Here is a 24,916-nt window from a genome sequence, read left to right on the forward strand (position 1 = left end):
GGGTGTGGGGCCTTGTCAACGCCCTCCTGGAAGTTTATGCCTGACCCACCGGTCAAAGCCCCTCAGTACGTGGCCAAGTACTGGTCCAGCTCCCACTGGTGGACCGTGACCCGGTAGTCGTCCCATTCCATCTGCTTGGCCTGGAGGAAGTGGGTGTAGACGTGCTCGCCCAGGGCTTCCCGGATCACGGGGTCCTTCTTGAGGGCCTCGAGAGCCTCCCTCAGGGTGCCCGGGAGCTCCCGGATCTTGTGCTTGCGCTTCTCCCGCACGCTCATCTGGTAGATGTTGCGCTGGATGGGGGGCGGGGGGAGGAGCTTGCGCTCAATGCCGTCTATGGCGGCGGCGGCCATGACCGCCAGGGCCAGGTAGGGGTTGCAGGAGGGGTCGGGCATCCGGAGCTCGGCCCGGGTGCCCACACCCCTCCGGGCGGGGATGCGGATCATGGCGGAGCGGTTGGAGGCGGACCAGGCGATGTTGGTGGGGGCCTCGTACCCCGGGGTGAGGCGCTTGTAGGAGTTCACCAGGGGGTTGGTGATGGCCACCATGCCCTCGGCGTGCTCCAGAAGCCCGGCGATGAAGTGAAGGGCGGTCTGGGAGAGCTGGTACTCGGCCTCGGGGTCAAAGAAGGCGTTCTGCCCGTCCTTGAAGAGGGAGAGGTGGGTGTGCATGCCGCTGCCGTTGATGCCCCGGATGGGCTTGGGCAGGAAGGTGGCGTGGAGGCCGTGGTTGAGGGCGACGCGCTTCACCACCCACTTGAAGGTGGCGATGTTGTCGGCGGTGGTGAGGGCGTCGGCGTACTTGAAGTCAATCTCGTGCTGGCCCGGGGCCACCTCGTGGTGGCTGGCCTCAATCTCAAAGCCCATGGCCACCAGGGCGTTGACCATGTCCCGCCGGGCCTCCTCGCCCTTGTCTATGGGAGCCAGGTCAAAGTAGCCCGCCTTGTCGTGGGTCTCCACCGTGGGGAGGCCCTCGGGGGTCCTGAGGAAGAGGAAGAACTCGGGTTCGGGGCCGGCGTACATGTTGTCAAACCCGAGCTTCTGCAGCCGCTCAATCTGGCGCTTCAGCACATACCGGGGGTCTCCCTCAAAGGGGCGGCCGTCGGGGTAGGTGACGTCGCAGATGAGCCGGGCCACCCGGCCCCGGGCGGGGTCCTCCACGCCGTCCGGGAGGATGACGAAGGTGTTGTAGTCGGGCTTGAGGAGCATGTCCGACTCCTCAATGCGGGTGAAGCCCTCAATGGAGGAGCCGTCAAACATGATCTCCCCGTCCAGGGCCTTCTCAAACTGGGACTCGGGTACCTCCACGTTCTTGACCACGCCCAGGATGTCCGTGATCTGAAGCCGCAAAAACTTGACCTTTTCCCCCTTCAGGGCTTTTAAAATCTCGGCCTTGGTGTATCCCATGCTCACCGCCTCCTTTATTTGGGTCCGGAGTTTCGCCGTTTTCCCCCCGGACTTGTGGCGGAGTGTACCGGAAAAAGTGGTCATGTGTCAAGAGTCTAGAGGTCAAACGGCAAATTTAGGTGGTACGTTTGGCCTATGCGGGGGTCTGACACTGGTCTGACCGGGGGCGTTTTAAACTGGGGGCCGGAGGGCAGTATGGTGAAGCGGCGGACGGTTTTAAAAGCGGGTCTAGCCCTTGGCGGTCTCGGGTTCGTGCGGGCCCAGGGAGGGTTCACCCTCACCCTGGTCCACACCAACGACACCCACGCCCACCTGGAGCCCATGGAGCTCACCCTTTCCGGCAAGAAGGTGAGGGTGGGGGGCGTGGCCCAGCGGGTGGCCTTTTTTGACCGCCTCCGGGCCGGGCGTAGGAACCTCCTCTTCCTGGACGCGGGGGACGTCTTCCAGGGGACCCTTTACTTCAACCAGTACCGGGGCCTGGCGGACCGCTACTTCATGCACCGCATGCTCTACCGGGTCATGGCCCTGGGCAACCACGAGTTTGACCTGGGGCCGGGGCCCCTGGCGGACTTCCTCAAGGGGGCCAGGTTCAAGGTGGTCTCGGCCAACGTGGACGTGAGCGCCGAGCCCAGGCTCAAGGGCCTCTTCGCCCCCTACGCCATAGTGCAGGTGGGCGGGGAGAGGGTCGGGGTCATCGGCCTCACCACCCCGGACACCAAGGAGATCGCCAACCCCGGGCCCACCGTGGCCTTCCTGGACCCCTACGAGAGCGCCCAGAAGGCCGTCTACGAGCTTTTGGCCAAGGGGGTTAACAAGATCGTCGTCCTCTCCCACCTGGGCTACGGGGAGGACCTGAAGCTGGCCCGGAGGCTGGTGGGGGCCCAGGTGATCGTGGGGGGCCACTCCCACACCCTTCTGGGGAGCTTCCCCCACAAGGAGCTTGCCCCCGCCGGTCCCTACCCCACCGTGGTCAAGAACCCGGAGGGCAAGGACGTGCTGGTGGTCCAGGCCTGGGAGTGGGGGAAGGTGGTGGGCCTTCTGGAGGTCACCTTCGCCCCCACGGGGGAGCTTCTGGCCTACAAGGGCGAGGCCCTCCTCATGACCCCCGAGGTCGCCCCCGAGGACTTCTTCGCCAAGGAGGCCCTCCTGGCCTACGCCCAGCCGGTCATGGCCCTCATGGGGCAGGTCATCGCCGAGGCCAAGGTGGACCTGGTGGGGGAGAGGGCCATCGTGCGCAAGCGGGAGAGCAACCTGGGCAACCTCATCGCCGACGGGATGGTGTGGAAGACCAAGGGCGCCGGGGTCCAGATCGCCCTGCAAAACGGCGGGGGCATCCGGGCCTCCATCCCCAAGGGCCCCATCACCGTGGGCAAGGTCTACGAGGTCCTGCCCTTCGGCAACACCCTGGTGGTCATGGACTTGAAGGGGAAGGAGATCCTGGCCGCCTTGGAGAACGGGGTCTCCCAGTGGGAGCAGGGGGCTGGGCGCTTCCTGCAGGTCTCCGGCCTCCGCTACGCCTTTGACCTCGCCCGTCCCGCCGGGAGCCGGGTGGTGCGGGTGGAGGTGAAGACGGAGAAGGGCTTCGCGCCTCTGGACCTCGAGGCCACCTACCGGGTGGTGGTGAACAACTTCATCGCCAACGGCGGCGACGGCTTCACCGTGCTGAAGGAGGCCCAGGGCTACCGGGTGGACACCGGCTTCTCCGACGCCGAGAGCTTCATGGACTACCTGAAGGAGCTCAAGGTGGTGGAGGCCCAGGTGGAGGGCCGCATTGAGGTCCTGAACGAGCCCAAGGGGGAAAAGCCCGCTTACCTTGGCTACCGGATGCCGAGCCTGGTGGGGGTCTGATATCACCCCATGCTGGTCCAAGCCAGCATGGGGGGCCCCGGCAAAAGGTTCCTGGGGAAGTTTCTACTTAAAGAATGGGCCCCGGGGCCCTATTCCGCTGCCACCAGGACCAGGACCGGGTCCCCCACCCGCACCCTTCCACTCTCCAGGACCCGGGCGTAGAGGCCCCGGCCCCCGTAGAGGAGCTTGGGGAGCCTCAGGTCAAACTGGGAGAGGCTGTTGCAGACGGTGCAGACCTGGGTGAGCTCCAAAAGGGCTTCCCCCACCCGGAGCCTGGCCCCGGGGGGAAGCCCGTGGGGGTCCAGGTCCAGGAGGAGGTTTTCCCCAAGGGCCCCGAAGGGGAGGTGGATGCCCGCCCTCTTCGCCTTCTCGTAGGCGGCGATCCCCGCCACCAGGAGGGCCCGGTTCGGGTCCTTGCCGGCGTGCCGGTCCCCCAGGGCCCCAAAGCCCGCCAAAAGGTCCAAGGCCTCTACCTGGGGCTTGGGAAGCCCGAAGCCCGTGCCCAGGTGGAGGGAGAGGACCCGGCCCGTCATGGGAGCTTCAGGGCCTGGCGGGCCTCGAGGACCTTCTCCGGGGTGAGCTCCTTGGCCCTTAGGGCCCTCACCTCCTCCGGGGTGTAGGGCTTGAAGTCCTGGGGGGCGCCCCAGGAGGCTAGGTGGTTCAGCACCAGGGCGATCTCCTCGTCGCTAAGCCAGCCGAAGCCCGGCATCAGGCCCTCGTAGGTCTGCCCAAAGACGGTGATCTTCCCTCCACTCCGAAGAGGACGGCGAGGGCCAGGTACTCCCGGCCTCCTTTGGCCTTAAGCAGGGTTTCCACGTGCCCCTTAAGCGGGGGAAAGTTGGGCGGGTTCCCTTCCCCTTGAGGGCCGTGGCACCCCGAGCAGGTGGCGTAGACCTGGGCGCCGGTCTTGGGGGCCTGGGCGGTGGGGGCCGGGGGCGCCTCTGGGGGCGGGGTGAGGCCCAGGTAGGTGGCCAGGTAGTCCAGGATGGCCGCCCGCTCCTCCTGGGTGAGCTTGAGGCCCCTGAGCTCCATTTCCTCTATGACCCCATCCCAGCGGTCCCGGGAGAGCCTTTCCCGGGCCACAAAGCCGATCTCGTGGCAGGACTGGCACTTGGCCAGGACCAGGTCCTTGCCTGGCCCTTCGGGTAAGGTGTACTGCCCCAGGGCCAGATAGCCCAGCACGCCCAGAAGGGCGGTTGCCGAGAGGTAGAAGGCTTTTCTCATGGTTTCAGCTTACCTGGAAGGGGTATTGGGGGTGTGGCCTGAAATACCCTCCCCAGGACGGGGCCTGGGGAGGGGAGAGGAGCTTTAGGCCACGGTGAACTTCACCCCCATCACCCCGTTCCACTCGTAGCCCCGCTCGTTCCAGGCCAGGTTGCCGTCCAGGGGCTGGCTCCGCCCGGCGGCGTCCCAGGCCCGGGCCATGACCTCGTGGCTACCGGGGCGGAGGTAGAGGGTGGCCCGCCAGCGGACCCAGCTGAAGGTCTTCCCCTGGGTGGCCAGCTCCGCCTTCTGCCAGGTGCGCCCCCCGTTGGTGGAGACCTCCACGCTCACGATGGGGACGATACCGTCGTTGAAGGCCACGCCCTCCACCCGCACGTAGGGGCCTTCCACCGTCTGGCCCTCGAGGGGGGCGAAGATGAAGCTGTTGACGTTGACCAGCCAGTTGGGGCGGGAGTTGGTGAAGCTGTAGGGGTAGCGGCTTCCCGGCTCCTGGGGCAGGAAGGGGAGGTGGGTGTTGGGGATGGCGGGGACCCGGTAGCGGGGCATCTGCTCCGCGGTGGCGTTCTCCGCCTCGGCGAACTCAATCTTCTCCACCCACTTCACGTTGTTGACCCCGAAGTAGCCGGGGAAGACCAGACGCACGGGCCCCCCGTGGACGGCGGGCAGGGGCTCCCCGTTCATGGAGAGGGCCAGGAGGGCGTTCTCCAGGGCGTGGATGGGCACGCTCCTGACGAACTCCGGAGCCCCACCCTGCCGGCTGGCGTGGGCTGTGATGTAGAGGGCCTTCTCCGAAAGCTTCACCCCCTCCCTCTCCAAGAGGGTCTTGAGCTTTACCCCCCGGAAGGTGACGTTGCCCACCCCGCCCCGCTTCCAGGGGTTGCCGGAGGGACGGGGGTTGTAGAGGGTGCGCCCGTTCCCCGAGCACTGGAGGACCATGGTGACCTCGCTCTGGGGCAGGGCCAGGAGCTCCTTGGCCTCAAAGGTGAAGGGCTTGTCCACGAGGCCCGTCACCTCCACCTTCCATCCGTCCAGGCTGGCCCCTTCCACCGTGTTGTAGCCGGGGAGGTCCACGTTGTTGCGGATGTAGAGGATCTCCTTGGGGGTCCTCTCCGGCTGGCTTACCAGGAGATCGTAGGGGGTTTCCAACACCACCGGGCGCTGGGAGAGGACGATGAGCTTGGGGTTCTTGCCCTTCACCAGCTGGTCGGCCGTGAGGGTCTGCTGAGCGAAGGCCCGGGACCCGGCGGCCAGGAGGGCCGCCCCCATACCCATGAGCTTCAAGGTGGTGCGCCTATCCAGCTTCTCCATAGCTACCTCCTCGGTGGGGACATTTGTCCCTTTGTCCGATTGGCCTAACTATAAATCCATACCCCTTGCGTGTAAAGGGTGGGGTATCGGGGGAAACATTCTCCCCTTGGGGGGGGCTCTGTGCCAAAGGCAGAAGGGGTATCCCTTCCTCGAGGCGCGTTAAGATGGAAGGCATGCTGAAGGGCGAGGGCCCGGGGCCCCTTCCTCCCCTCCTCCAGCAGTACGTGGAGCTTCGCGACCAGTACCCCGACTACCTCCTCCTCTTCCAGGTGGGGGACTTCTACGAGTGCTTCGGGGAGGACGCCGAGAGGCTGGCCCGCGCCCTGGGTCTCGTCCTCACCCACAAGACCAGCAAGGACTTCACCACCCCCATGGCGGGGATCCCCTTAAGGGCCTTTGAGGCCTACGCCGAGAGGCTTCTCAAGATGGGCTTCCGCCTGGCGGTGGCCGACCAGGTGGAGCCCGCCGAGGAGGCGGAAGGGCTGGTCAGGCGGGAGGTGACCCAGCTCCTCACCCCGGGAACCCTCCTCCAGGAAAGCCTCCTCCCTCGGGAGGCCAACTACCTGGCGGCCATCGCCACCGGGGATGGTTGGGGCCTGGCCTTTCTGGACGTGTCCACGGGGGAGTTCAAGGGGACGGTGCTCAAGAGCAAAAGCGCCCTTTACGACGAGCTCTTCCGCCACCGGCCCGCCGAGGTCCTCCTGGCCCCGGAGCTCCTGGAGAACGGGGCCTTTCTGGATGAGTTCAGGAAGCGCTTTCCCGTCATGCTCTCCGAGGCCCCCTTTGAGCCGGAAGGGGAAGGCCCCTTGGCCCTAAGGCGGGCCCGGGGGGCCCTTCTGGCCTACGCCCAAAGGACCCAAGGAGGGGCCTTGAGCCTCCAGCCTTTCCGCTTCTACGACCCCGGGGCCTTCATGCGCCTGCCCGAGGCCACCTTGAGGGCCCTAGAGGTCTTTGAGCCCCTGCGGGGCCAGGACACGCTTTTCTCCGTGCTGGACGAGACCAGGACCGCCCCTGGCAGGAGGCTCCTCCAGAGCTGGCTCCGCCACCCCCTTCTGGACCGGGGCCCTTTGGAGGCGCGGCTTGACCGGGTGGAGGGCTTCGTGCGGGAGGGGGCCTTGCGGGAGGGGGTGAGGCGGCTCCTTTACCGCCTCGCCGACCTGGAGCGCTTGGCCACCAGGCTGGAGCTAGGGCGGGCGAGCCCCAAGGACCTGGGTGCCCTCAGGCGGAGCCTCCAGATCCTCCCCGAGCTCCGGGCCCTTCTGGGCGAGGAGGTAGGGCTTCCCGACCTTTCCCCCCTCAAGGAGGAGCTGGAGGCCGCTTTGGTGGAGGACCCGCCCCTCAAGGTCTCCGAGGGGGGGCTCATCCGGGAAGGGTACGACCCGGACCTGGACGCCCTAAGGGCGGCCCACCGGGAGGGGGTGGCCTACTTCCTGGAGCTTGAGGAGCGGGAAAGAGAGAGGACGGGCATCCCCACCCTCAAGGTGGGCTACAACGCCGTCTTCGGCTACTACCTGGAGGTGACCCGGCCCTACTACGAGAGGGTGCCCAAGGAGTACCGCCCCGTCCAGACCCTCAAGGACCGGCAGCGCTACACCCTGCCGGAGATGAAGGAGAAGGAGCGGGAGGTCTACCGCCTCGAGGCCCTGATCCGCCGCCGGGAGGAGGAGGTCTTTCTGGAGGTGCGGGAAAGGGCCAAGCGGCAGGCCGAGGCCCTCAGGGAGGCGGCCAGGATTCTGGCCGAGCTGGACGTCTACGCCGCCTTGGCCGAGGTGGCCGTGCGCTACGGCTACGTGAGGCCCCGCTTCGGCGACCGCCTCCAGATCCGCGCCGGGCGCCACCCCGTGGTGGAAAGGCGGACGGAGTTCGTCCCCAACGACCTGGAGATGGCCCACGAGCTGGTCCTGATCACCGGGCCCAACATGGCGGGCAAGTCCACCTTTCTGCGCCAGACGGCCCTCATCGCCCTCCTGGCCCAGGTGGGGAGCTTCGTGCCCGCCGAGGAGGCCCATCTTCCCCTCTTTGACGGCATCTACACCCGCATCGGGGCCTCCGACGACCTGGCGGGGGGGAAGAGCACCTTCATGGTGGAGATGGAGGAGGTGGCCCTGATCCTCAAGGAGGCCACCGAGAACAGCCTGGTCCTCCTGGACGAGGTGGGCCGGGGCACCAGCAGCCTGGACGGGGTGGCCATCGCCACGGCGGTGGCCGAGGCCCTCCACGAAAGGCGGGCCTACACCCTCTTCGCCACCCACTACTTTGAGCTGACCGCCCTGGGCCTTCCCCGCCTGAAAAACCTCCACGTGGCCGCCAGGGAGGAGGCGGGGGGGCTCGTCTTCTACCACCAGGTCCTCCCCGGCCCCGCCTCCAAGAGCTACGGCGTGGAGGTGGCGGCCATGGCGGGCCTGCCCAAGGAGGTGGTGGCCCGGGCCAGGGCCCTCCTCCAGGCCATGGCCGCCAGGCGGGAAGGGGCTTTGGACGCGGTTTTGGAGCGGCTTCTCGCCCTGGACCCCGACCGCCTGACCCCCCTCGAGGCCCTCCGCCTCCTCCAGGAGCTGAAGGCCTTGGCCCTGGGGGCCCCCTTGGATACCATGAAGGGGTGATCCGCCCCCTTCCCCCCGAGCTAAGGGGGCTTCTCGCCCGGGGAGAGGTCCTCCTCTCCGTCAAGGACGCCGTCCGGGAGCTTCTGGAAAACGCCCTGGACGCCGGGGCCAGGAGGGTGCGGGTGGAGCTTTGGGGCGGGGGGCTTGAAAGGATCGTGGTGGAGGACGACGGGGAGGGGATTCCCCTGGAGGAGCTTCCCCTGGCCGTGGAGCCCTTCGCCACCAGTAAGCTCCAGGACCTGGAGAGGATCGCCACCCTGGGCTTCCGCGGCCAGGCGCTTTACGCCCTGAGGCAGGCGGCCACGCTTAAGATCCGCTCCCGGCCCCGGGGCCAGGTGGGCGGGGGGCTTCTTCTGGCCCGGGGGGAGCGGGTGGAGCTGAGGCCCGCCCCCGCCCCCCCGGGGACCCGGGTGGAGGTCCTGGGCCTCTTCGCCGGGGAGGGGCGGGATCCCAAGGCCGAGGCCAGGGGGGTCCTGGACCTCCTCAAGCGCTACCTCCTCCACCATCCCCATCTCTCCCTGGTCCTTTTCCTGGAGGGGGAGGCCCGGCTCCTCTTCCCCGGGGCCGGGCTCAAGGAGGCGGCCCGCCAGGCCTTCGGCGGCCTCCTGGCCGAGAGGCTTTTCCCCTTGGAAAAGGGCGGAGCCTTCGCCCTCGAGGGCCTCCTTTCCGGCCCCCAGGTGTCCCGCACCCGGCCCGACCTCCTTTTCCTCGCGGTGAACGGCAGGCCCGTGGCCCTGCCCGAGGGGGTCCTGAGGGCGGTGCGCCGGGCCTACCGGGAGCTTCTGCCCGAGGGGCACTACCCCGTGGGCGTCCTGAACCTGAGCCTCCCCCCCGGCGCCTACCGCCTGCGCCTGGATGCCAGGAAGGAGGAGGTGGCCTTGAGCAAGGAGGCCGAGGCCTTCCTGGAAGAGGCCCTGGAGGAGGCCTTCCGGGGCCAGAACCTGGCCCGGGCCCTGCCCGAGCCCCGGCCCCTCCCGGCCCTGAGGCCCCCCACCCCTTCCGGCCTGCCCCCCCTGCGCTACCTGGGCCAGTTCCGGGAGAGCTACCTCCTGGCCGAGGCGGAGGACGCCCTCTACATCGTGGACCAGCACGCCGCCCACGAGCGCATCCTCTTTGAGGAACTTCTGGCCCGCCTGAGGGAGGAGGGCTTAAAGCCCCTCCCTTACCCCGTTTTGGTGGAGCTGGATGAAGAGCCTCCCGAGGCCTCCCCCCTCTTCGCCTTTGAGCCCTTTGGGCCGGGCCGGGTCCGCCTCCTCTCGGCCCCGCCCTTCCTCCACCCCTACCCCCTCCTCCTGCCGGAGATCTTCCGGGAGTCCCTTAAGGGGGAGGGGAGGAGCCTTAGGGGGCTTCTCGCCCGCCTGGCCTGCCTGCCCGCCCTCAAGGCGGGGCACCCCCTGGCCCGGGCGGAGGGGCAGGCCCTCCTGGACGCCCTCCTCGCTTGCGAGACCCCCTGGGTCTGCCCCCACGGCCGCCCCGTCCTCCTCCACCTGAAGGAGGAGGACCTCATCCGCCGCTTTGGCCGCCGCTCGGGGGCTCGGGCAAAAGAAGAACCCCATCCTCATCCGCCACGAGAAACCACGAGGGAAGGATCCTAGCCCCGGCGAAGGCCACGGGCACGTCCACCAGGCCCCGGCCCTCCTTGGCGCTCTTCCTGGGGACGGCCGCCAGGGCCTTGACCCCCAGGGGGAGGCCTTTTAGCTCCTCGGCGTCCCGCACCGCCCCGTGGACCACCACCCCGCTCCAGTCCCGCTCCAGGGCCAGCCGGGCCAGGTTGCCCCCCAGAAGGGCGGAGCGCAAAGAGCCGCCCCCGTCCACCACCAGGACCTGGCCCCGCCCATCCTCCTCCAGGACCTTCCGCACCAGGGCGTTGTCCTCAAAGACCCTTAGGGTGCGCACCCGCCCAAAGAAGCGCCTCTTGCCGCCGAAGTCCCGGAAGATGGGCCTGAGGAGAAGGGCCTTGGGGTAGAGGTCCATGAGGTCTGCGGTGGAAAGCTCCATGGCGGTATAGTACCCAAAGATGGAAGAGGCCCGCCTTCTCATCACCTGCCCGGACCGGCCCGGGATCGTGGCCGCCGTGACGGGCTTCCTCTACGCCCACGGGGCCAACATCACCGATTTACAGCAACACTCCACGGATCCCGAAGGGGGCACCTTCTTCATGCGGGTGGCCTTCACCGCCTCCCACCTGGACCTGGCCCGCCCCGCCCTGGAGAGGGCCTTTCAGGAGGTGGTGGCCGAGCGCTTCGGCATGGCCTGGCGGCTGGCCTTCGCCTCGGAGAGGAAGCGAACCGCCATTTTGGTCTCCAAGCCCGCCCACGCCCTCTTGGAGCTCCTATGGCGCTACCGGGTGGGGGAGCTTCCCATGGACCTCCGCCTGGTGGTCTCCAACCACCCCGACCACCAGGAGGAGGTGGAGCGCTTTGGCATCCCCTACCATCACGTGCCCGTGGAAAGGGAGCGGAAAGAGGAGGCTGAGGGGAGGATTCTGGCCCTATTGGAGGAGGCGGGGGTGGAGCTTTTGGTCCTGGCCCGCTACATGCAGATCCTCTCGCCCTCCTTCGTGGCCCGCTTTCCCATGCGCATCATCAACATCCACCACTCCTTCCTCCCCGCCTTCGCCGGGGCCAACCCCTACCGCCAGGCCTACGAGCGGGGGGTGAAGCTCATTGGGGCCACGGCCCACTACGTGACCGAGGAGCTGGACCAGGGGCCCATCATTGAGCAGGACGTGGCCCGGGTCTCCCACCGCCATTCGGTGGAGGAGCTCAGGCGCCTTGGCCAGGAGCTGGAGCGCACCGTGCTGGCCCGGGCGGTGCGCTGGCACCTGGAGGACCGGATCCTGGTCCAGGGCAACAAGACCGTGGTCTTCGTCTAATCCCGCCCTAACCGGCAGGGGGTAGGTTGGGGCTTGGGAGGTGCGCCATGAACCTTGGCCGTTCCTTTGTAGGCTTCCTTGCCCTCTCCGCCCTGGCGGGGGCGGTGCTTTGGTGGGGGCTTTCCAACGGGCAGGGCCGGGCCCCCGCCCCGGCGCCCGCGGGGGACCAGGGGCTTTTGGAGTACGAGCGGAACACCGTGGAGATCGTGGAGCGCTACGGGGACGGAGTGGTCTACGTCTCCGTGGTCACCCGGCCGCAAAGCGTCCAGCTCCCTCCGGGTTTTGAGTTCTTCGCTCCCTTCCTCCAGGTCCCGCCCCAGCAGGGCGCCACATCCTCACCAACTACCACGTGGTGGAGGGGGCGAGCCGCATCACCGTCAAGTTCCACAACGACCCCAAGGAGTACCGGGCTCGGCTGGTGGGGGCAGCCCCGCCCCTGGACGTGGCCCTCCTCAAGGTGGACGCCCCCAGGGAGAAGCTGGTCCCCTTGGTCCTGGGGGACTCCGACCGGATCCGGGTGGGGCAGAAGGCGATTGCCATGGGGAACCCCTTTGGGCTGGAGTTCACCGTGACCCAGGGCATCGTCTCCGCCATCCGGGAGAACCCCGGGGCCATCGGGGATGAATCCGGCCTGGTGCCCCGGGTGATCCAGACCGACGCCGCCATCAACCCCGGGAACTCCGGCGGGCCTCTCCTCAACTCCCGGGGTGAGGTGATCGGCGTCAACACCGCCATCTTCACCCCCACGGGCCAGTTCGGGGCGGCCCAGTTCGCCGGGGTGGGCTTCGCCCTGCCCATCAACCTGGTCAAGCAGTACCTGCCCGACCTCAAGGCGGGCAAGACCCTGACGGCGGCGGAGATCATCCGGAGCCGCCCCCGCCTAGGGGTCTCCCTGATCCCCCTCTCGGTCTATCCGGAGAGCCTGAGGAGGCAGTACGGCCTTCCCGAGACCGGCCTCATGGTCCAGGAGGTGGAGCGGGATAGCCCCGCCCAACGGGCGGGGCTACGGCCTCCCAGCCGCTTCGCCTACATCCAGCTCCCCACCGGGGAGACCCTGCAGGTGGGGGTGGACGGGGACGTCCTCCTCAAGGCGGACGGCGTGCCCCTTACCTCCATCGCCGGGCTCCGGCGGGTCCTCTACGCCAAGAAGCCGGGGGAGGCGGTGAGCCTCGAGGTCTGGCGCCAGGGTCGGCCCTTCACCGTCCGGGTGGTCCCCCAGGTGCTCCGCTAGGGGTAGAGGAGGCGGAGGCCCAGGCACCCACCTTCCGCCCGAAACCACTGCCCCCCCACCCTGACCGCCAGACCCAGCTCGGAGCAGTAAAGGAGCGCCCGCCTTCGCTCCTTGGCCAGGGCCTGGTTCCAGGGGTAGGTTCCCCCCGTGTAGTAGGCCTCGGTCTCGGGGTCGGTGTAGGCCCTGAAGCCCTGGAAGCGGAAGAGGGGGCGGAACTCCAGGAGGACGGGCCTCCCCGTCACGGAGTTCAAGAACTCCACCCGGATCTCCTGAAAGGGGAGGAGGACCCGGTAGGCCCTTTGGCCTCCGCCCTCCACCTCCACCACCCGCACCAGGGAGAGGGCCAGGAGGAGAAGCCAAAAGGCCCAGCTCCCGAGGAGCCGGGCCAGAGGGCTTTCCCACCTTAGGACCTTCACCTACTTGAGGACTCCCGCCTCGCGGAAGTAGCGCAAAGCCCCCTCGTGGTAGGGGATGGTGCCGCCTACGAAGCGCACAGCGTTCTCCAGGGTAGTGTCCCTGGCGGCGGCCACCGCCTGGCGCAGGCCCGGGAGGTTCTCAAAAGTGGCCTTGGTGAGGGCGTAGGCCGCTTCCTCGGGGAGGCTTGCGTGGCAGACGAAAAGGTTCCAGAAGGCGAGGGTGGGGGTGTCGGAGCGGGTGTTGTAGACGCTCTTGGGGATCACCCCCGTCCCCGCCAGGCCGGGGAAGCGCCTCTGGAAGGCCTGGGCCACGGTGCTCTTGGGGTCAATGGGCACCAGGTAAAGCCTCTGCCCCTTGCGGGCCAGGGAGGCGGCAAGCTCGGTGATGGCCCCCGTGGGCAGGCCGCCCGACCAGAAGAAGGCGTCTATGGTGCCCTCGGAGAGGGCGTTGGCGCTCTCCTGGGCTCCCAGGCGCTCCTGCTTGGCGAAGTCCTTGGGGGAAAGCCCCGCCGCCTGGAGGACCAAAAGGGCCTCCACCTCCGTGCCCGAGCCTGGGGCTCCGGTGGAGACCCGCTTGCCCTTCAGGTCCTGGAGGACCCGGATCCCTGCCCCTTCCCGGGTGACCACGTGCAGGAAGTTGGGGTACATGGCGAAGAGGATGCGCACGCTTCTGGCGGGCTTTTCCTTGAAGCGCTCGTGCCCCCCGGTGTAGGCCAGGTAGGCGGAGTCGGGGAGGACGGTGGCGCAGTAGTAGGTGCCGCCCCCGGTGCGGTTTTCCAGGAGGAGGAGGTTATCTATGGAGGCGGCGGTTTGGATGGCCTGGGCCTCGGCCACCCCCGCCTTGTTCCAGATCTCCGCCAGGGTGGTGCCGTAGTAGAAGTAGACCCCGCCCACCCCCCCCGTGGCGATGACCACCCGGGGTTTTTGGGCTAGGCCGAAACCAAAGAGGACCAAGAAGACCACCAAGGCTCGCAGCATCCTTTACCCTCCTTTCCCGCTCAACTTATGCCCTCCGCCCAAGCCCCGTCAAGCCCCTCTTGAGGAAGAAGGGCAGGCCCAGGAGGAAGCCCAGGAGGTTTAGGGAGGCCTGGGGGATGAAGAGGAGGAGGGCGATGAGGCCCAGGGCCCAGCTTTCGGGGCGGCTTAGGGGCCTCCGGGTGTAGCCGGCGGTGGAGGCGGAGAGGTAGATGATGCCCACGGCCACGGAGAGGAAGCGCTCCAGGATGATGGGCCAGGCCTTATCGGGGGGCAGGGTCTCCAGAACCGGCAGGATGAGGAGGCCCGTGCCCGTGTAGGTGAGGAGGAAGAAGAAGCCGATCAGGTACTTGGAAAGGGCCACCCGGGCGGCGTAAACCCCGGTGGGCAGGGGGTGGGTGCCGAAGACGCTGGCGGCGGCGTAGGCGGAGAGGGCCACAGGAGGGGTTACGTCCGCCAGGACGGCGTAGTAGAAGAGGAACATGTGGGTGGCGTAGACCGCGGCGATCTGGGCCATCTTGGGGTCCAGGCCGTAGGCGGCGAAGTTCTGGGCCGCCAGGGCGATGATGGCGGGGGCGGTGAGGGCCGAGGTGAGGACGTAGGTGGCCGTGGGGGGGACCCCCATGCCCAGGACCAGGCTGAAGAGGGCGGTGATCAGGGTGGCGAGAAGGAGGCTTTCTCCGGAGACCTGCTGCAAAAGCTGGCTGAACTTGGAGGGCAGGCCGGAGATGACCATCATGGAGAAGATGAGGTTGGCGGAGGTCACCGCGGTGCCGATGGGCAGGAGGGAGCGGAAGCCCGCCTCGAGGCCCCGGAAGATGGGCCCGATCCCCTGGGGCCTCAGGGTGGGGTCCAGGTAGGCCAAGAGGATGAAGCCCAACAGGGCCAGGCTGGCGGCGGTGCGCACCTCGTAGCCCAGGTAGAGGAGGACCACGATGAGGAGGATGGGCAGGAAGATGGGGCTGTAGCGGAGGGCGTAGGCGCGGCGGCTCATGCCTAACTCGGGGGCCACCGCGGGCAGGCCCGCCTTGCGGGCGTAGAACTCGTTGAAGGCCATGATGGAGAGGAGGTAGAGGAGGGCGGGCCCGATGGCCATGGCCATCACCTTGAGGTAGGGGATTTCCAAGATCTCCACCATGATGAAGGCGATGCTTCCCATGATGGGGGGCATGATGAGGGCGATGGTGCCGGCGGTGGCGGCGATGCCGGCGGCGGTGAGGCGGTCGTAGCCCGCTCGCTCGTAGAGGGGCTTGGTCAGGGCGGCCACGAACTGGGTGTCGGCGGCCCCCGAGCCCGAGAACATCCCCATGAAGGTGCCCGCCAGCCCCGTGACCCGGCCGGGGGTGGCGGGGCTTTTCCCCACCAGGGCCAGGGCCATGTTGGCCACCACCCGCCCCAGGCCCAAGGCGGTGATCATCCCGGAGAGGAGGGTGAAGTAGACCAGGTACTTGGCCGAGACCCCGGTGATGAGGCCGTAGATCCCCGCCTCCGTCTCGTTGAAGCTCTTGCCCAGGAGGAGGTCTATGGGCTGGGGGGCGCCCCGGAAGGCTCCGGGAAAGACCTGGGCGTGGAGGTTGTAGCTGAAAAAGAAGAGGACCAGAACCGGCATCACCGGCCCCAGGAGGCGGTAGACCACCCCCAGGAGGAGGAGGATGAGGGCGAGGCTCATCCCCGCGTCCCAGGCCGCGGGGATCACCGCCCGGTAGACCAACTCCTCAAAGTAGCGGGCCTGGTACCAGGTGGGCAGGACGGCGAGGAGGGCTCCTAGGAGGGCCGTGGGGCGCTGGAGCCTGGGGACCACCGCCGGCAGGACCGCCACCGCCCAGACCAGGAGGCCGAAGAGGCGGACCTCGAGGGGCAGTTCCATGGCGGGGGGCCTGGGGAAGAGAAAGCTATGGAGGGGGATGAGGCTGAAGGCCAGGAAGACCCAAGAGCCCAGGGTAGCCTTCCTGGGCGGGGCGAAGAAGCTCACCAGGTAAGCCCCGAGGAGGAGGAAGAGGACGTGGGTGCTCCGCTGTAGCTGGACGATGTCCAGAAGGGGGATCTCAGCCTTGGCCAGGGGGGTAAAGGGGTGGAGGACCAGGTAGAGGCTGTAGAGGGACCCCAGGATCAGGACCAGGCGGGCGAGCCGTCCCAGGGGGCTTGGGGGAAGGGAAGCGTGGACTTCCGCCATCGCGCACCTCCTCCAAAAAGGGCCCGGGGCTTCCGCCCGGGCCTCAAGAGGGCCTAATCCTTAGCGGATGGCCCCCACCTCTTTGAGGTACTCCTCGGCCCCGGGGTGGAAGGGGACGATGAACCGGCCGAAGAGCTTGGCGGTGTTGGCTACGGAGGTGTCCCTGGCGGCGGCCACCGCGCTCCTCAGGGTCTGCAGGTTCTCAAAGGTGGCCTTCATCATCCCGTAGGCCACCTCCTTAGGCAGGCTTTCCGGGCAGACCAGGACGTTCCCCGTGTTCAGCCCGGGCACGTCGGTGCGGGTGTTGTAGACGCTCTTGGGGACCACCGTGGTGTCCAGGAGCCCGGGGAAGCGCTTAAGGGCCACCTGGGCGGTGGTGCTCTTGGGGTCAATGGGCACCAGGTAGATCCGGTCCCCCTTGCGGGCCAGGCTCTGGGAGAGCTCCACGATGGAGCCCGTGGGCAGGCCGCCCACCCAGAAGAAGGCGTCCAGGGTGCCCTCGGAAAGGGCCTTGGCCGCCTCGGCCACGGGCAGGCGCTCCCGCTTGGCGAAGCTCTCCGGCTTCACGCCCGCCGCCTGGAGCAAGAGGAGGGCCAGGTTCTCGGTGCTGGAACCGGGTTGGCCCGTGGATACCCGCTTGCCCTTCAGGTCCTGGACCACCTTGATGCCGCTTTTCTCGCTGGTCACCAAGTGGATGAAGGAGGGGTACATGTAGAAGAGGACCCGCTGGTCCTTGGCGGGCTTGGCCTTGAAGCGGGGCTCCTCTCCCGTGAAGGCCACGTAGGCGGAGTCCGTGGTGGTGAGGGCGCAGTAGTAGGTGCCCGCCCTGGGGTCCGTGCGGTCCCGGAGGAGGAGGAGGTTGTCGTAGGAGCCACCCGTCTGGACGGGCTGGGCCTCCACGACCCCCGCCTTGTTCCAGATGTCGGCCAAGGCGGTGCCGTAGTAGAAGAAGACCCCGCCGGTGCTCCCGGTGCCGATGACCACCTTGGGCTTCTGGGCCAGCGCCAGGCCCAGGGCCAGAAGTCCGAGGACGATAAGGGCTCGCTTCATGCTCACCTCCCGCATGCTTTTGCGCCCATACCCTACCCTGGCCCTCCTTCCTTGTCAAGGGAGGTAAGCCCCAGGAGGCGCACCTGGAAGGCCCGGAGGAGGTCGGTCTTGCTGAGGACGCCCAGGAGGGTATCCCCCTCCATGACCAAGGCCCGGGCGTAGCCCCGCTCCCCCATGCGCTCCAGGGCCCTCAGGGCCGAGTCCTCGGGGGAGAGGGCCAAAGGCTCCTGCACGTAGCGGCCCACGGGGGCCCTGGGGTCCGCCCCCTCCAGGCCCTCGAGGCCCACCACCCCCAAAACCCGCCCCTCCTCCACCACGGGAAAGCCGGAGACCCGGTGGGCCAGGGCGAGCCGGAGGAGCTCCTCCACCGGGAGGTCTTTGGGAATGGCGATGGGGTTCGGGCTCATGAGGTCCCTCACCTTCAGGCCCTCGAGGGCCTGGGCCAGGAGGGTGGCCTCGGCCTCGGCCCGGGAGGCCATGTAGACGAAGAAGGCCATGAGGACCAGGAAGGGGTTGAAGACCATAAGCCCGAAAAGCCCCAGGGCCACCGCCACCGCCTGGCTCATCCCCATGGCCTTTTGCGTGGCCCGGGTGTAGGCGTGGCGCAGGGCCAGGAGGGCCCGGTAGACCCGCCCCCCGTCCAGGGGCAGGGCGGGGAGGAGGTTGAAAAGCCCCAGGACCAGGTTCACCAGGGCCAGGTAGTGGGTGAGGAAGCCCAAGGCCCCCGCCTCCTGGCGAAGAAGCCGGAAAAGGAGGGCCAGGGCGAAGCTCACCAAGGGCCCGGCGAGGGCGATGAAGAGCTCCTTTTTGGGCTCCCTGGGGATCCTTTCCAGTTGCGCCACCCCGCCCAAGAGCCAGAGGGTGATCCGCTGGGTGCGGATTCCTAGGCGCTGGGCGGCCAGGGCATGGCCCAGTTCGTGGAGGAGCACGGAGAGGAAGAGGCCTAGGGCGGCCACAAGGCCCAGGAGGAAGGGCCAGGGGCCCTGGAGGAGGCCAGGGTCTTGGGGCAGGTCAAAGAGTTCCAGGTAAAGGGGCAGGTTGCCGCCGATGAGGAGGGCGAGAAGGGGTAGAACCAGGAGAAAGGTCAGGTCCAAGTGGACGGGGATGCCCAGGAGGCGGAAGAGGGGAAGGCCGCGTTGGAGCATGCCTCAGTATAGGTCCACCCGGGGTCGGTCTGGTAATGACTGGTCGGTCAGTCGTAAGCTAGGGGGGTGCTGGCCCTGGCCGTCCTAAAGGACCCCCGGTACCGGGCCTACTGGCTCGCCCTCTTCACCTCCCAGATGGGCACCTGGATGCAGGCCGCCGCCCAGGGCTGGCTGGTCCTCCTCCTCACGGGAAGCGCCGAGCGGCTGGGCCTGGTGGTGGCCTTCCAGTTCCTGCCCGCCCTCCTCTTCTCCCTACCCGCCGGGGTCCTGGCGGACCGCTACCCCAAGCGCAACCTCCTCCTCCTCACCCAAGGGGGGATGATGCTCCTGGCCCTTCTCATGGCCCTCCTCATCCTCACGGGGCAGGTGCGCTACGGGCACGTCCTCGCCTTCGCCTTCCTCTACGGGGCCCTGAACGCCATGGACCTGCCCGTTCGCCAGAGCTTCACCGTGGAGCTGGCGGGCAGGGAGCGCTACCCCGGGGCCATCGCCCTAAACTCCTTTGGCTTCAACCTAAGCCGCCTCCTGGGACCTGCCCTTTCCGGCCTCCTCATCTCCCTCTTCGGCGTAGGGGTCGCCTATCTGGCCAACGCCCTCTCCTTTTTGCCCCTCCTTCTGGTGCTCCTCCGCCTGCCCCCAGGGCCTCGAGGGGAGGACGGGGATGGGCGCTGGTGGCGGGAGGCCCAGGAAGGGGTGGGGTTTGTCCTGGCCCACCCCCTGGTGCGGCGGGTGGTGGGCCTGGTCCTCTTCGCCAGCCTCTTGGGGATGAACTTCCAGACCCTGGTGCCCGCCTACGCCAGGCTGGTCCTGGGCCTCTCGGCCACGGGCTACGGCTTTTTGGTGTCCAGCGTGGGGCTTGGGGCCCTGGCGGCGGCCTTGGTCATGGCCTTCACCGGCAGGCCCAAGCCGGGGAGGCTCCTCCTTGGGGTCTTGGCCCTGGCCCTGGCCCACATGGGCCTCTTCCTGGCCCACCCCGCCCTGGTGCCCCTCTTCCTGGCCCTAGGGGGGTTTGGCATGATCTCGGTCCTCATCAACGCCAACACCCTGGTGCAGCTTTCCGTGCCCGACCGCCTCCGGGGCCGGGTCATGGCCGTCTACAGCCTGGTCATGCTGGGCACGGGGCCCCTCGGGGCCTACCTGACGGGCCTCCTCTTTGAAGTCCTGGGGGGGCGGTGGGCCGCTTTGGTCCTGGGAGGGGCGGTCCTTTTGGTGGGCCTTTACCAGGCGAGGCCCTGGCCTAAGGTGTCCAGTCCTCCGGCCTAGGGCCGAGGCCCAGCCGCCAGGCCACGCCCCGGGCCACCCGCACCCCCGCCTGGCCGTCGCCGTAGGGGTTTTTGGCCCGGCGCATGCGCTCAAGCTCCTCGGGGTTTTCCAGGAGACCCTTGACCACGCTATAGACCCCTTCGGGGTCGGTGCCCGCCAGCTTGAGGATGCCCGCCTGAAGCCCCTCGGGCCGCTCGGTGACGTTCCTCAGGACCACCACGGGCACGCCCAGGGCGGCCCCCTCCTCCTGTAGGCCCCCGGAGTCGGTGACCAGAAGGAGGCTCGCCTTCATGAGGGCGGCCATGGGGCCGTAGTCCAGAGGGTCCAGGAGGACGAAGTTCCTCACCCCCTTCAGGACCGGGAAGACGGCCTCCCGCACCACGGGGTTCAGGTGCACGGGGTAGACGAAGGTGATCTCGGGGAAGGCCTCGGCCACCTTTTTGAGGGCCCGGGCTAGCTCGGGGAGGAGGGGCCAGTTCTCCCGGCGGTGCATGGTGACGGTGACGTAGGGCCCGGGGGGAAGGCCTTCGGGAAACCTGCCCAGCCTGGCCGCCAGCAGCACGGCGTCCACCCCGGTCTGCCCCGTGACCAGGATGCCCTCTTCCCGCTTCCCTTCCCTCAGGAGGTTCGCTTTGGCCAGGGGGGTGGGGGCGAAGTCCAGGTCGGTGAGGGCGTCGGTGAGGCGGCGGTTGGCCTCCTCGGGGAAAGGCTCTTTGAGGTTGTGGCTCCTGAGGCCCGCCTCCACGTGGCCCACGGGCAGGCCCTCGAGGAAGGCCGCCCAGGCCACGGCGAAGGTGGTGAGGGTGTCCCCGTGGACCAGGACGTAGTCGGCCCCCATCTCCTTCAAGGCCCTGGCCGCCTGGGGCAGGATGCGGGCCGCCAGGTCGGGGAGGGCCTGGCGCTCCTGCATCACGTCCAGGTTGCGGTCCTCTTGGATGCCGAAGAGGCTTAGGGCCTGCCTTAGCTGCTCCCGGTGCTGGCCGGTGAGGAGGACCAGGGGCTTGATGTAAGGGATCGCCTTCAGGGCCAGGTAGACCGGGGCCATTTTGGTGGCCTCGGGCCGGGTGCCGAAGGCCAGGACCACCCGCTTCATGCGACCCCCAGGATGAGGGCCACGGGGAGGCGGGCTTCGGGGAAGTGGAGGGGGGCTACCGTTTCCTCAGGGCCCAGGACCTGGGCCTCGGCGAAGCCTTCCGGCGTGGGCTTCCGGTAGACCTCCAGGCGGTGGGCCTCGAGGTCCACAAGCCAGACCTCGGGGATCCCCGCCTTGGCGTAAAGGGGAAGCTTCACCTCCCGGTCGTAGGCCTGGGAGGTGTCCATGACCTCCACCAGGAGGAGCACGTCCTCCGGCCCCGGGTGAGACTCTCCGTAGAAGTCGGGCCTGGGCCTAAGAAGCGTTAGGTCCGGCTGGGGTTCGGAGTAGGGGCCAAGGCGGACGAGGTCCTGGACCCCGAGGAGGGCCTTACCCTTCAGCAACTCGTGGAAGAGGTGGTTTAGCCGCTTGACCGCGGCGGCGTGTCGGCTGCCGATGGGGCTCATCTCCAGGATCTCCCCCTCAATGAGTTCCACCCGGTCGTCCTCGCGCAGGATGCCGGCCTGAAGGAGGCGGTGGTACTCCTCGGTGGTGAAGGGCCTCCGCTTGACCACGGCCCTCATTCTACTTCCCGCAGAAGGGCTCGGAGCCTCCGGTAGGTGACCCAGGCCAGGCCCAGGGCCGTGGCCAGGAAGCTGGCCAGGATGGCCTCCCAGGGCATCCTCAGGTAGGCCATGGCCAGCAGGTTGAAGAGGAGGGCCAGGCCCCAGAGGAGGAAGGCCACCCGCCTCTGGGAAAGCCCCCGGGCCAGGAGGCGGTGGTGGATGTGGTCCTTGCCGGGGGTGGAGAGGGGGTTCTGGCCCCTCAAGAGCCTCCGCACCACCACCTGGGTGGTGTCCAGGATGGGCAGGAGGAGGAAGAGGGCGGGGGGCAGGAGGCCCAGGAGGGTGGTGAGCTTCAGGTTGCCCAGAAGGGCGGTGGCCGCCAGGGTGTAGCCCAGGAAGTAGGCCCCGGCGTCCCCCAGGATGATGCGGCTTGGGTGGAGGTTGTGCCTGAGGAAGCCCAAAGCGGCCCCCGCCAGGGCGGCGAGGACCAGCGTCCCCGCCGCCCAGTAGGGGAACTGGGCGGAGACGAAGAGGAGGCTCATGGCGCTCACGTAGGCCACGCCGCCCGCCAGGCCGTCCAACCCGTCCATGAGGTTCAGGGCGTTGGTGATGCCCACCACCCAGAGCCAGGTGAGGAAGAGGCCCAAGGCGGGGTCCAAAGGCGTGCCGAAGGCGGCCTCAAAGCGGATGCCCACCGCCATGAGGAGGAGGGCCGCCAGGGTCTGGACGAAGAGGCGGAAGAGGGGGGGAAGGCCGAACTGGTCGTCCACGAAGCCCACCAGCACCAGCCAGGCCCCTCCCAGGAGGATGGCCAGGACCTGGATGAGGACCCCCTCCACCAGGATGGGCCGGAGGAAGGCCGCCGCCACCAGGGCCAGGACCACGCCGGCGTACAGGGCGAGCCCCCCGGCGTTGGGAAGGGGTTCGCGGTTCAGGCGCCGCTCGTTGGGCAGGTCGGCCCAGCCCACTTTGAGGGCGAAGCGGCGCACATGGGGGATGAAGCGCCAGGTGAAGAAGAGGGCCACCAGGAAGACGAAGACCACCGTGAGCCAGCCCCCGCCCGTGGGCTCGGCGACGCCGATGCGTTTAAGGACCTCGCTCATTTGGTCCCGTAGATGCGGTCCCCGGCATCGCCCAGGCCGGGGACGATGTAGCCGTGCTGGTTCAGGCGCTCGTCAATGGCGGCCACCACCACCTCGGTGTCGGGGTGGTCCCGGGCGATGCGCTCCAGGCCCTCCGGGGCGGCGATGATGCACATGAGCTTGATGCCGGTGGCCCCCTTTTCCTTGAGGAGGGAGAGGGCGTGGCTGGCGCTTCCCCCGGTGGCCAGCATGGGGTCCAGGAGGAAGACCCGCCTTTCGGCGATGTCGGGTGGGAGCTTGGCGTAGTACTGGACGGGCTTTAGGGACTCGGGGTCCCGGTAGAGGCCGATGTGCCCCACCCGGGCGTGGGGGACCAGCTTGAGGATGCCCTCCACCATGACCAGGCCGGCCCGCAGGATGGCCACCAGGGCCAGCTTCTTGCCCGAGAGCACCTTGACCCGGGCGGGGGCCACGGGGGTTTCCACGGTGGCCTCGGTGAGCTCCAGGTCCCGCATGGCCTCGTAGGCCATGAGGAGGGAAAGCTCCTCGGCCAGCTCCCGGAAGTCCTTGGGGCCGGTGCGCTTGTCCCGGAGGTGGGCCAGCTTGTGCTGGACCAGGGGGTGGTCCACCAGGGTGATCTTCATCCCAAGAAGCCTAACACGCCTTCCCCTTCCGGGGAAAGCAGTCCTGGAAGAAGCTGAGGGCCTTGGGAAGCTTTTCCTTTAGGGCCTCGGGGAACTCCTCGGGCTTCTTGCTCCTGAACCAGTGGAGGTCGTGGAGGTAGGTGAGGGGGACGTAGAACCCCAGGCGCTCCCGCACCTCCTTGGGGTAGAGGCGGCCCAGGCGGAGGAGGGCCTCCCGGGCTTTGGCCTCCCCCAGGAGGTCCAGGCTTCCCGTCTTAAGGAGGGCCAGGTCCCGGGCCGGGTCGTCCCCACCGGAGCGCACCCAGTCCACCAGGATGACCTCCAGGCCCTCCGCCCCGGGCTCCTTCAGGAGGAGGTTGCCCGCCCAGGCGTCCCGGTGGCAGAAGCGGCGCTCCACTCCGGCGGCCAGCGCCACCTCCTTCTTCAGGGCCTTCACCAGGTCCAAGGCCTCGGGGACGGAAAAGAGGCTTTCGGCGAAGCGCTCAAGCCGCTCCAGAAGCTCTTCCCGGCTCACCACCCCGGGCTCGGGCAGGCGGTGGAGGGAGAGGAAGAGGTGGGACAAGGCGGCGAGGGTCTTGGGCGTGAAGGCCTCGGGGGAGAAGGGCCTGCCGGGAAAGCGCCGGGTCACCAGGACCCCCTGGCCCTCCACCTCCACCACCCCCAGGACCAGGCTTCCCAGGCCGGCCCGGGCCATGCGCTTGGCCTCGAGGGCTGCCAGGTGGGCCTCTTCCCGCCCGTACACCTTGTAGACCCGCTCGCCGTCCGTATACACCCGGGCCTCAAACCCCCCCAAGGGCGTGAGGCGGGCGAAGCCTTCTTGGGGGAGGAGGCCCTTGAGGGCGGCCACGGCCACGGGGTTTATTCTAGCCCTGTGGAACTTCTCCGCCAGGAGGCCACCCTTCTTTCCCTGGGGGACAGGGTCCTCTCCTTTGACCGGGAGGGGCGGCCCTACCACTACTTCCGCCAGGGGCTCACCTACAAGCGGGCCCTGGACGGAAGCCTCCACCTCCGCTACCGGGAAGGGGAGAGAAAGCGGAGGCGGCTTTCGCCGGAGGAGGCCCTGGCCCTCTACGAGGAGATCCTGGACCTGGCCCGGCGCCACCTTCGGGACGAAAAGAGGCGGCGGGAGATCCTCCGCTGGACCCCCGAGGCCCTCCTGGACCCCACCCCTTACCAGAGGGCCTACGCCTGGCCCGTAAGCATCCTGCCCCCGGACGCCTACCTCTCCGTCGTCCTCCAGGCCACCACCGGGTGCACCTGGAACCGCTGCACCTTCTGCGCCTTCTACCAGGACCGTCCTTTCAGGAAGCGGAGCGAGGAGGAGTTTTTAGCCCACGTGGAGGCCGTCTTGGACCTCCTGGGCCGGGGGCGGCTTCTAAGGCGCGGGGTCTTCCTGGCGGACGGCAACGCCCTGGCCCTCTCCGAGCCCCTCATTCCCCTTCTGGAGGCCGTGGGGGCGCGCCTCCCCGGGGAGCCGGTCTTGGGCTTTCTGGACCTCTTCACGGGGCTTAAGAAGGAGGCCTCCTGGTGGACGAGGCTTTTCGGCCTGGGCCTCCGCAGGGTCTACATCGGCCTGGAGACGGGCCACGCCCCCCTCCTCGCCCTTTTGGGGAAGCCCGGCCACCCCAAGGAGCTCCTTCCCCTGGCCCGGGCCCTGAAGGAGGCGGGGTTGGCCCTGGGCCTGATCCTCATGGTGGGGGCGGGGGGGAGGACCTACGAAAAGGCCCACCGGGAGGAGAGCCTCTCGCTTCTCGCCGGGCTTCCCCTGGGTCGGGGGGACCTGGTCTACCTCTCTCCCTTCCAGGAAACCCCGGGCACCCCCTACGCCGCTTTGGGCCTGGAGCCTTTGCCGGACGTGGAGGCGGAGCTTGCCCTATGGGCGGAGGCCATCCGCAAGATGGGGCTAAAGGCGGCCCGGTACGACATCCGGGAGTTCGTGTATTAGAGTGTGTTCGTGGGACCCTCTACTCCAGAGATTCTACTGGAAGACATCAGGAGGCTCCTTCGCGGTGAGCCTCCCCTCAGTGAGGAAGGGAAAGAC

General features: G+C 68.3%; 22 protein-coding genes and 1 pseudogene. 7 read left to right on the forward strand and 16 right to left on the reverse strand.

Going from position 1 to position 24,916, the window contains the following annotated elements; translation table 11 throughout:
• Positions 1 to 62 precede the first annotated feature (62 nt).
• The gene (gene glnA / locus BVI061214_RS06485; RefSeq protein WP_003048009.1) at positions 63 to 1,403 is read right to left on the reverse strand and encodes a type I glutamate--ammonia ligase; all 1,341 of its coding nucleotides are present in this window, start codon (positions 1,401 to 1,403) and stop codon (positions 63 to 65) included.
• Positions 1,404 to 1,601: 198 nt separating this feature from the next.
• Between glnA and BVI061214_RS06490 the strand changes: the two genes are divergently transcribed.
• On the forward strand, positions 1,602 to 3,251 hold the full coding sequence (locus BVI061214_RS06490; RefSeq protein WP_053768603.1) for a bifunctional metallophosphatase/5'-nucleotidase: 1,650 nt from the start codon (positions 1,602 to 1,604) through the stop codon (positions 3,249 to 3,251).
• Between the two features lie 89 nt (positions 3,252 to 3,340).
• On the opposite strand, the gene BVI061214_RS06495 is transcribed toward BVI061214_RS06490, so the two are convergent.
• The 4 genes from BVI061214_RS06495 to BVI061214_RS06505 all read right to left on the reverse strand — a co-directional run bounded on the left by BVI061214_RS06495 (position 3,341) and on the right by BVI061214_RS06505 (position 5,783).
• The gene (locus BVI061214_RS06495) at positions 3,341 to 3,784 is read right to left on the reverse strand and encodes an MOSC domain-containing protein (protein ID WP_003048013.1); all 444 of its coding nucleotides are present in this window, start codon (positions 3,782 to 3,784) and stop codon (positions 3,341 to 3,343) included.
• The gene (locus BVI061214_RS14100; RefSeq protein WP_346179653.1) at positions 3,781 to 3,960 is read right to left on the reverse strand and encodes a hypothetical protein; all 180 of its coding nucleotides are present in this window, start codon (positions 3,958 to 3,960) and stop codon (positions 3,781 to 3,783) included. The genes BVI061214_RS06495 and BVI061214_RS14100 overlap by 4 nt, the downstream gene beginning before the upstream one ends.
• Positions 3,960 to 4,475: a c-type cytochrome gene (locus BVI061214_RS12545; protein WP_346179654.1), complete on the reverse strand. Its 516-nt coding sequence runs from the start codon at positions 4,473 to 4,475 to the stop codon at positions 3,960 to 3,962. Before BVI061214_RS12545 ends, BVI061214_RS14100 begins: the two co-directional genes overlap by 1 nt.
• A gap of 84 nt (positions 4,476 to 4,559) precedes the next feature.
• Positions 4,560 to 5,783: a sulfite oxidase gene (locus tag BVI061214_RS06505; protein ID WP_053767723.1), complete on the reverse strand. Its 1,224-nt coding sequence runs from the start codon at positions 5,781 to 5,783 to the stop codon at positions 4,560 to 4,562.
• Positions 5,784 to 5,947: 164 nt separating this feature from the next.
• On the opposite strand from BVI061214_RS06505, the gene mutS reads away from it, so the two are divergent.
• Positions 5,948 to 8,383: a DNA mismatch repair protein MutS gene (mutS, locus tag BVI061214_RS06510; RefSeq protein ID WP_053767724.1), complete on the forward strand. Its 2,436-nt coding sequence runs from the start codon at positions 5,948 to 5,950 to the stop codon at positions 8,381 to 8,383.
• Complete coding sequence (gene mutL, locus BVI061214_RS06515) at positions 8,380 to 9,978, forward strand: DNA mismatch repair endonuclease MutL (RefSeq protein WP_053767725.1); 1,599 nt, start codon at positions 8,380 to 8,382, stop codon at positions 9,976 to 9,978. Before mutS ends, mutL begins: the two co-directional genes overlap by 4 nt.
• On the opposite strand, the gene rraA is transcribed toward mutL, so the two are convergent.
• Complete coding sequence (gene rraA, locus BVI061214_RS06520) at positions 9,887 to 10,381, reverse strand: ribonuclease E activity regulator RraA (RefSeq protein ID WP_053768604.1); 495 nt, start codon at positions 10,379 to 10,381, stop codon at positions 9,887 to 9,889. The two genes, mutL and rraA, sit on opposite strands and share 92 nt — an antisense overlap.
• 19 nt (positions 10,382 to 10,400) lie before the next feature.
• On the opposite strand from rraA, the gene purU reads away from it, so the two are divergent.
• Together purU and BVI061214_RS06530 are read left to right on the forward strand one after the other, a co-directional pair.
• Positions 10,401 to 11,258, forward strand: coding sequence for a formyltetrahydrofolate deformylase (gene purU, locus BVI061214_RS06525; RefSeq protein ID WP_053767726.1), 858 nt, complete (start codon positions 10,401 to 10,403; stop codon positions 11,256 to 11,258).
• Between the two features lie 47 nt (positions 11,259 to 11,305).
• Positions 11,306 to 12,489, forward strand: a pseudogene (locus BVI061214_RS06530) (S1C family serine protease).
• Here the strand turns inward: BVI061214_RS06530 and BVI061214_RS06535 are convergent.
• The 5 genes from BVI061214_RS06535 to BVI061214_RS06555 are packed head-to-tail and all read right to left on the reverse strand — an operon-like array spanning position 12,486 to position 18,248.
• Positions 12,486 to 12,905: a hypothetical protein gene (locus BVI061214_RS06535; RefSeq protein ID WP_211256780.1), complete on the reverse strand. Its 420-nt coding sequence runs from the start codon at positions 12,903 to 12,905 to the stop codon at positions 12,486 to 12,488. The pseudogene BVI061214_RS06530 and the gene BVI061214_RS06535 overlap by 4 nt on opposite strands.
• Positions 12,906 to 13,883, reverse strand: coding sequence for a TAXI family TRAP transporter solute-binding subunit (locus BVI061214_RS06540; protein WP_053767727.1), 978 nt, complete (start codon positions 13,881 to 13,883; stop codon positions 12,906 to 12,908).
• A gap of 25 nt (positions 13,884 to 13,908) precedes the next feature.
• Positions 13,909 to 16,053: a TRAP transporter permease gene (locus tag BVI061214_RS06545; protein ID WP_053767728.1), complete on the reverse strand. Its 2,145-nt coding sequence runs from the start codon at positions 16,051 to 16,053 to the stop codon at positions 13,909 to 13,911.
• Between the two features lie 60 nt (positions 16,054 to 16,113).
• On the reverse strand, positions 16,114 to 17,103 hold the full coding sequence (locus BVI061214_RS06550; RefSeq protein WP_003048032.1) for a TAXI family TRAP transporter solute-binding subunit: 990 nt from the start codon (positions 17,101 to 17,103) through the stop codon (positions 16,114 to 16,116).
• 32 nt (positions 17,104 to 17,135) lie between these two features.
• Positions 17,136 to 18,248 carry a site-2 protease family protein gene (locus tag BVI061214_RS06555; RefSeq protein WP_053767729.1) on the reverse strand — a complete coding sequence of 371 codons (1,113 nt, stop codon included), beginning with the start codon at positions 18,246 to 18,248 and terminating at the stop codon, positions 17,136 to 17,138.
• 66 nt (positions 18,249 to 18,314) lie between these two features.
• On the opposite strand from BVI061214_RS06555, the gene BVI061214_RS06560 reads away from it, so the two are divergent.
• Positions 18,315 to 19,511: an MFS transporter gene (locus BVI061214_RS06560; protein ID WP_053767730.1), complete on the forward strand. Its 1,197-nt coding sequence runs from the start codon at positions 18,315 to 18,317 to the stop codon at positions 19,509 to 19,511.
• Here the strand turns inward: BVI061214_RS06560 and wecB are convergent.
• Genes wecB through BVI061214_RS06585 form a run of 5 tightly spaced genes read right to left on the reverse strand, consistent with a single transcriptional unit; the run spans position 19,486 to position 23,728 of the window.
• Positions 19,486 to 20,604: a non-hydrolyzing UDP-N-acetylglucosamine 2-epimerase gene (gene wecB, locus BVI061214_RS06565; RefSeq protein WP_053767731.1), complete on the reverse strand. Its 1,119-nt coding sequence runs from the start codon at positions 20,602 to 20,604 to the stop codon at positions 19,486 to 19,488. The two genes, BVI061214_RS06560 and wecB, sit on opposite strands and share 26 nt — an antisense overlap.
• Positions 20,601 to 21,167, reverse strand: a complete 567-nt coding sequence (locus BVI061214_RS06570; protein WP_053767732.1) for a Uma2 family endonuclease — start codon at positions 21,165 to 21,167, stop codon at positions 20,601 to 20,603. Before BVI061214_RS06570 ends, wecB begins: the two co-directional genes overlap by 4 nt.
• Entirely contained in the window at positions 21,164 to 22,252 is a 1,089-nt protein-coding gene (locus BVI061214_RS06575) for an MraY family glycosyltransferase (protein ID WP_053767733.1), read from the reverse strand. Before BVI061214_RS06575 ends, BVI061214_RS06570 begins: the two co-directional genes overlap by 4 nt.
• On the reverse strand, positions 22,249 to 22,875 hold the full coding sequence (gene upp, locus BVI061214_RS06580; RefSeq protein ID WP_003048045.1) for a uracil phosphoribosyltransferase: 627 nt from the start codon (positions 22,873 to 22,875) through the stop codon (positions 22,249 to 22,251). The genes BVI061214_RS06575 and upp overlap by 4 nt, the downstream gene beginning before the upstream one ends.
• A gap of 10 nt (positions 22,876 to 22,885) precedes the next feature.
• On the reverse strand, positions 22,886 to 23,728 hold the full coding sequence (locus BVI061214_RS06585) for a phosphotransferase family protein (RefSeq protein WP_053767734.1): 843 nt from the start codon (positions 23,726 to 23,728) through the stop codon (positions 22,886 to 22,888).
• Between the two features lie 18 nt (positions 23,729 to 23,746).
• On the opposite strand from BVI061214_RS06585, the gene BVI061214_RS06590 reads away from it, so the two are divergent.
• Positions 23,747 to 24,820 carry a radical SAM protein gene (locus tag BVI061214_RS06590; RefSeq protein WP_053768606.1) on the forward strand — a complete coding sequence of 358 codons (1,074 nt, stop codon included), beginning with the start codon at positions 23,747 to 23,749 and terminating at the stop codon, positions 24,818 to 24,820.
• Positions 24,821 to 24,916 lie beyond the last annotated feature (96 nt).

It is taken from the genome of Thermus aquaticus, from assembly GCF_001280255.1.
Taxonomy (GTDB): domain Bacteria; phylum Deinococcota; class Deinococci; order Deinococcales; family Thermaceae; genus Thermus; species Thermus aquaticus.

Coding starts and splice junctions, on each gene's coding strand:
- BVI061214_RS12545 (WP_346179654.1), bottom strand. CDS start 4,475: ATGAGAAAAGCCTTCTACCTCTCGGCAACCGCCCTTCTGGGCGTGCTG.
- BVI061214_RS06495 (WP_003048013.1), bottom strand. CDS start 3,784: ATGACGGGCCGGGTCCTCTCCCTCCACCTGGGCACGGGCTTCGGGCTT.
- BVI061214_RS06505 (WP_053767723.1), bottom strand. CDS start 5,783: ATGGAGAAGCTGGATAGGCGCACCACCTTGAAGCTCATGGGTATGGGG.
- upp (WP_003048045.1), bottom strand. CDS start 22,875: ATGAAGATCACCCTGGTGGACCACCCCCTGGTCCAGCACAAGCTGGCC.
- BVI061214_RS06545 (WP_053767728.1), bottom strand. CDS start 16,053: ATGGCGGAAGTCCACGCTTCCCTTCCCCCAAGCCCCCTGGGACGGCTC.
- glnA (WP_003048009.1), bottom strand. CDS start 1,403: ATGGGATACACCAAGGCCGAGATTTTAAAAGCCCTGAAGGGGGAAAAG.
- rraA (WP_053768604.1), bottom strand. CDS start 10,381: ATGGAGCTTTCCACCGCAGACCTCATGGACCTCTACCCCAAGGCCCTT.
- BVI061214_RS06555 (WP_053767729.1), bottom strand. CDS start 18,248: ATGCTCCAACGCGGCCTTCCCCTCTTCCGCCTCCTGGGCATCCCCGTC.
- BVI061214_RS06575 (WP_053767733.1), bottom strand. CDS start 22,252: ATGAGCGAGGTCCTTAAACGCATCGGCGTCGCCGAGCCCACGGGCGGG.
- BVI061214_RS06540 (WP_053767727.1), bottom strand. CDS start 13,883: ATGCTGCGAGCCTTGGTGGTCTTCTTGGTCCTCTTTGGTTTCGGCCTA.
- wecB (WP_053767731.1), bottom strand. CDS start 20,604: ATGAAGCGGGTGGTCCTGGCCTTCGGCACCCGGCCCGAGGCCACCAAA.
- BVI061214_RS14100 (WP_346179653.1), bottom strand. CDS start 3,960: ATGCCGGGCTTCGGCTGGCTTAGCGACGAGGAGATCGCCCTGGTGCTG.
- BVI061214_RS06570 (WP_053767732.1), bottom strand. CDS start 21,167: ATGAGGGCCGTGGTCAAGCGGAGGCCCTTCACCACCGAGGAGTACCAC.
- BVI061214_RS06550 (WP_003048032.1), bottom strand. CDS start 17,103: ATGAAGCGAGCCCTTATCGTCCTCGGACTTCTGGCCCTGGGCCTGGCG.
- purU (WP_053767726.1), top strand. CDS start 10,401: ATGGAAGAGGCCCGCCTTCTCATCACCTGCCCGGACCGGCCCGGGATC.
- mutS (WP_053767724.1), top strand. CDS start 5,948: ATGGAAGGCATGCTGAAGGGCGAGGGCCCGGGGCCCCTTCCTCCCCTC.